We start from the raw sequence: 4,795 nt of genomic DNA, 5'->3' as shown, positions 1-4,795 counted from the left end.
GCCCCCGCCCACCCTTTTTTTCCCGGCGTTCTCTTCGGGGGTTTTTCTCCCCACAACCCCTAAACCCCCCCCCTACCCCCCCCACGACCGGCTCACGCCATGGTGTGGCGGACGATGGTCTGGTCGCGGCCGGGGCCGACGCCGATCGCCGAGATCCGCGCCCCGGCGAGCTCCTCGATCCGCTCGATGTAGGCCCGCGCGTTGGCCGGCAGGTCGTCGAAGCTGCGCGCCCCGCTGATGTCCTCCCACCAGCCCGGCATCTCCTCGTACACCGGCACCGCGTGGTGCACGCCGGTCTGCGTCATCGGCATCTCGTCGACCCGCTCGCCGTCCACGTCGTAGGCCACGCAGATCGGGATCGTCTCCAGCCCGGACAGCACGTCCAGCTTGGTGAGGAAGTAGTCGGTGATCCCGTTGACCCGGGTCGCGTAGCGCGCGATCACCGCGTCGAACCAGCCGGTGCGCCGCGAGCGGCCGGTGGTCACGCCGAACTCGCCGCCCTGCTTGCGCAGGTTCTCGCCGGCCTCGTCGGTCAGCTCGGTCGGGAACGGGCCTGCGCCGACGCGGGTGGTGTAGGCCTTCAGGATGCCGATCACCGCGTTGATCTTCGTCGGGCCGATGCCGGATCCGGCGCAGGCGCCGCCCGCGGTCGGGTTCGACGAGGTGACGAACGGGTAGGTGCCGTGGTCGACGTCCAGCAGGGTGCCCTGCGAGCCTTCCAGCAGCACCGTCTCGCCGCGGTCCAGCGCCTTGTTGATCAGCAGCTTGGTGTCGGCGATCCGGCTCGCGAACTGCTCGCCCTGGGACATCACGGTGTCCACGACCTCGTCGACGTCCAGGCCGCGGCGGTTGTAGACCTTGACCAGGATCTGGTTCTTGAAGTCCAGCGCGGCCTCGACCTTCTGCCGCAGGATCTTCTCGTCCAGCAGGTCCTGCACCCGCACGCCCACCCGGGCGATCTTGTCCTGGTAGCAGGGCCCGATGCCGCGACCGGTGGTGCCGATCTGCTTCTTCCCCAGGTACCGCTCGGTGACCCGGTCGATGGCCACGTGGTACGGCATGATCAGGTGCGCGTCGGCGGAGACCAGCAGCTGCGAGGTGTCCACGCCGCGGCCCTCCAGCCCGGCCAGCTCCTCCAGCAGCACGCCCGGATCGACGACGACGCCGTTGCCGATCACGTTGGTCACGCCGGGGGTGAGAATCCCCGACGGGATGAGGTGCAGGGCGAAGTCCTGCCCGTCCGGCAGCACCACGGTGTGACCCGCGTTGTTGCCGCCCTGGTAGCGGACGACCCACTGCGCCTGCTCGCCGAGCAGGTCGGTCGCCTTACCCTTGCCTTCGTCGCCCCACTGGGCGCCGATCAGCACGATCGCCGGCATGTGAAACTCCAACCTGGACTGGGTGGTAGCCAGCGTGACCGCACGCTTCGCCCGCTCCCACCACGGGGTATGCCGGTCGATCAGGGTAAACCAGGAGCGAAACGTGAGTACCACCGCATTGTCCTGCGGAAACGTCGAGCGCGCAGCGCGTCCGTCCGGTGACGGTGTGCAATGGTTCGACGTCCCGGCGGCACCGGCCCGCGCCGACCTGGACCCGCTGCTCGCCGACGCCGGGGAACGGCTGGTGGTGCACGGCACCGACATCGACTTCGCGTCGGTGGTGCTGCGCCTGCTCCGCAAGAACCGGCTGGCCGACCTGGTCGTCGGCTACGTCCCGGTCGCCGACTCGCCTGCCGCGCGGCTGTGGGGGCTCCGCGCCGGCGACTTCGACCGCGCGCTGACCGCCGCGCCGCGACCGGCGGCGCTGATCCGGGACGACTCGGGCGGCGTGCTCCTCGGCGAGGGAACGATCGAGCCGATCACGGGGCAGGTGTACTGCGACGACGAGCAGGTGCTCAACGGCGCCGCGACCAGCATCACGATCTCGCCGGACCCGGAAGCCACGCCGCTGCCGGAGCCCACGGCCGACCCGATGAACGCCATGCTCGACCCGGCCGCCGACGGCCTGCTGGTCACCACCGTCCGCCGCGGCCTGCTGCGCAGCCGGCGCACCGTCACGCGAGGGCGGGCGGTGCAGGCGTCGTTCCGATCGGCGACCGTGCACCACGACGGCGTCGCGCACCCGCGCCAGATGGAGAAGTGGGTCTGGTACCGGCACACCGAAGACCTGCGGCTGGCCCGCTGACCGTCCGGGCGGTGCCCAGTTTTGCCTAAATTGAAAATTCCCATTTGCGACAAAAGGGATTCCCAATTTTGCCTGAAATTGGGCGGCCTTGACGAGCCGCGCTCCGCGCCGGTCGGTGCGAAATTCACCAGTAAGTGGCACGATCGGTGGCGATTTCACGCCAAGTCACCCGTTCGCCACTCTCCGGCATTGTCCCGGCCAACTGCGTGGGCAATGGTCAGCACGGACATCGGCGAGACGCCCATGCGGAGGGAAGCCATGACAGGCCACCGATCGTTGCGCGCCACCCTGACCGCCCTACCCCTGGCGGGAATCCTCGGCCTCGCGCTGGCCGTGCCCGCCAGCGCCGAACCGCCCGGCATCCCGGACCCCGCGACAGCGAAGTCCGAGCTCGCGAAGCTGACCGTCGCCCCGGAGGGCTCGATGGACGGCTACAGCCGGGAGAAGTTCCCGCACTGGATCGACGGCGCGGACGGCTGCAACACCCGCGAGGCGGTGCTCAAGCGCGACGGCAAGGACGTCGAGACCGGCTCCGACTGCTACCCGACCTCCGGCAGCTGGCTCAGCCCGTACGACGGCGAGACCTGGACCCAACCGTCCGATTTGGACATCGACCACGTCGTGCCGCTGGCCGCCGCGTGGCGCTCCGGCGCGGCCCAGTGGACCCAGGACCAGCGCCAGGCGTTCGCCAACGACCTGGACGGCCCGCAGCTGATCGCGGTCACCGACAACGTCAACCAGTCGAAGGGCGACCAGACGCCGGACGAGTGGCTGCCGCCGCTGGCCGGCTACCACTGCACGTACGCGTCGATGTGGGTCGGCACCAAGAGCAAGTACGCCCTGACCGTCACCGACTCGGAGAAGACGGCCCTGCGGAAGGCCCTCGACGGCTGCTGATCCACCTGCGGTGCCCCGCTGAGCAGCGGGGCACCATCGGTGCCCACCGTTTTCGCGCGAAAACGGCGCCCCTCACACATGCCCGGTGCCGATTTCGTGCGGAAACGGCACCGGCCGCGCCGCTCCTGGCGGTACATACTGTGGCAGGCGAGGCGCTGTGAGGAGGGCGGTTTCATGTCGGACCACGCGGAGCCGGATCACTCGATCGCACCGGAGCCGGCGGTTCGGCGCTCCGAGGTGGCCGCGCCGCCGGGTGGGGTGATGACCGACGAGGTCGGGGTGATCACCGGCGACCTGGAGCTGGCCACCGAATGCGCCAACGGCGACGTCACGGTGTGGGTGCGCTACGCGGGCGCCGCGGAGTGGTACCGGCTCTCGGCGGCCGACTGCCACCTCTACGACCCGCGCGACCACGAAGCGCTGCACAACGCCCTGGTCGCGGTCCTGAACCGCCCGGCGGGCTGACGCTCAGCCGGACTTCTCCTCGGGGTGCAGGGGCGGCAGGGCGGCGATCGCTTCGGTCCGGCTGAGGCCGGTGGCCTGCAGGAGGTCCACCGCGATCGAGCGGACCTGCAGCACCACCACCTGCATCGAGAAATCTCCCTCGCCGAGGAGCTCCACTGTGGACTTCTTGGCGACGGATCTGGCCGCCGCGCGGGTCTGCAGCGGATCGACGCCGCTGGCCAGCTCATCGCGCAGCAGCACCACGGCGCCCGCCAGCTCCTCCAGGAGCCCCGGCAGCGGACGCGGCACCGGCTCGCCGTCCCGCAGCGCGGCGAGCGCTCGGCGCGCGAGCACGCGAGTGTTGCGCAGCGCGCGGTCGATCGGCGTCGCCGCTGTCTCGTAGCGCTCCAGGTCGCCGCGCCGCCGCCACCGGATGGGCGCGAACCGCGCGATCTCCTGACCGGCCTCCAGCGCGGTGCGGAGCTCCTCCACGTCATGCTGGCTCTTGCGCGCCTTCGCCAGCACGTCGGCGGCGAGTTCCAGGTCCTGTCGCGCCACGGCGTTCCCGACGCCGCGGAGCGCGTCGGCGAGGGCACCGAGCACGAGCCGCCCGTTGCGGTGCGCCACGGCGAGCGGATTGGCCGGCAGCAGAGCGGCGACGATGAAGCCGACCAGCCCGCCGATCGCGGCGTCGAGCATTCGCGTCAGCCCGCCGGCGGTGGCCGGTGGCAGCAGCGTCGCGACCAGCACCGACGACGACGCGGCTTGCAGCACGATCACGACGCCGCTGTCCAGCAGCACGGCGGTGCTCATGGCCAGCGCGACGACCAGCGCGATCTGCCAGCTTCCCGTGCCGATGAACGAGATCAGGATGTCGCCGACGCCGACGCCGATGCTGACGCCGACGACCAGCTCCAGGGCGCGCCGCATCCGCTGGCCCAGCGAGACGCCGAGCGAGATGACCGCGGCGATCGGCGCGAAGAACGGCGCCGGGTGGCCGAACAGGTGGCGGGCCAGGAACCACGCGAGACCGGCCGCGATCGCGCACTGGGCGATCGGAACTCCGGTGCGCATGAGGCGGCGCAGGCGGCGGACGAGTTCCTCGCGCAGTCGGTGCACGCTCCACATTGTCCGACAGATCGCGGCGCAATCCGAGTGCCGCCGCAGTGATCCTCGCCGAGACCAACCCCGGCAGGCGTTTCCGCCGGGAACGGGGCCGTGGCGGGTATTGGCGGGCCAGGGAAGCCCCAAAACACACCCGCCCCGCGAG

At 70.9% G+C, this 4,795-nt stretch carries 5 protein-coding genes; 3 read left to right on the top strand and 2 right to left on the bottom strand.

Annotated elements, in window-relative coordinates:
• Nucleotides 1–92: 92 nt before the first annotated feature.
• Nucleotides 93–1,379: an adenylosuccinate synthase gene (locus tag AB0I53_RS46530; protein WP_358616809.1), complete on the bottom strand. Its 1,287-nt coding sequence runs from the start codon at nucleotides 1,377–1,379 to the stop codon at nucleotides 93–95.
• A 103-nt stretch (nucleotides 1,380–1,482) separates the two neighbouring features.
• On the opposite strand from AB0I53_RS46530, the gene AB0I53_RS46525 reads away from it, so the two are divergent.
• The 3 genes from AB0I53_RS46525 to AB0I53_RS46515 all read left to right on the top strand — a co-directional run bounded on the left by AB0I53_RS46525 (nucleotide 1,483) and on the right by AB0I53_RS46515 (nucleotide 3,546).
• On the top strand, nucleotides 1,483–2,184 hold the full coding sequence (locus tag AB0I53_RS46525; RefSeq protein ID WP_358616807.1) for a hypothetical protein: 702 nt from the start codon (nucleotides 1,483–1,485) through the stop codon (nucleotides 2,182–2,184).
• A gap of 258 nt (nucleotides 2,185–2,442) precedes the next feature.
• A complete protein-coding gene (locus AB0I53_RS46520; RefSeq protein WP_358616805.1) occupies nucleotides 2,443–3,081 on the top strand; it encodes an HNH endonuclease family protein in 639 nt (212 codons plus the stop codon).
• Nucleotides 3,082–3,255: 174 nt separating this feature from the next.
• Nucleotides 3,256–3,546 (top strand): hypothetical protein, encoded by a 291-nt coding sequence (locus tag AB0I53_RS46515; protein WP_358616803.1) that lies wholly within the window; start codon nucleotides 3,256–3,258, stop codon nucleotides 3,544–3,546.
• Between the two features lie 3 nt (nucleotides 3,547–3,549).
• Here the strand turns inward: AB0I53_RS46515 and AB0I53_RS46510 are convergent, their stop codons facing one another.
• Nucleotides 3,550–4,653 (bottom strand): FUSC family protein, encoded by a 1,104-nt coding sequence (locus tag AB0I53_RS46510; protein ID WP_358616801.1) that lies wholly within the window; start codon nucleotides 4,651–4,653, stop codon nucleotides 3,550–3,552.
• Nucleotides 4,654–4,795: the final 142 nt, after the last annotated feature.

This window comes from Saccharopolyspora sp. NPDC050389 (assembly GCF_040655595.1).
GTDB lineage: Bacteria > Actinomycetota > Actinomycetes > Mycobacteriales > Pseudonocardiaceae > Saccharopolyspora.
Note: the sequence above shows the minus strand (reverse complement) of the source record. Positions and strands in the feature narration are given on the sequence as shown.

Excerpts from the sequence above, each read along its gene's own strand:
- AB0I53_RS46510 (WP_358616801.1), bottom strand. The coding sequence starts at position 4,653 with ATGTGGAGCGTGCACCGACTGCGCGAGGAACTCGTCCGCCGCCTGCGC.
- AB0I53_RS46520 (WP_358616805.1), top strand. The coding sequence starts at position 2,443 with ATGACAGGCCACCGATCGTTGCGCGCCACCCTGACCGCCCTACCCCTG.
- AB0I53_RS46515 (WP_358616803.1), top strand. The coding sequence starts at position 3,256 with ATGTCGGACCACGCGGAGCCGGATCACTCGATCGCACCGGAGCCGGCG.
- AB0I53_RS46530 (WP_358616809.1), bottom strand. The coding sequence starts at position 1,379 with ATGCCGGCGATCGTGCTGATCGGCGCCCAGTGGGGCGACGAAGGCAAG.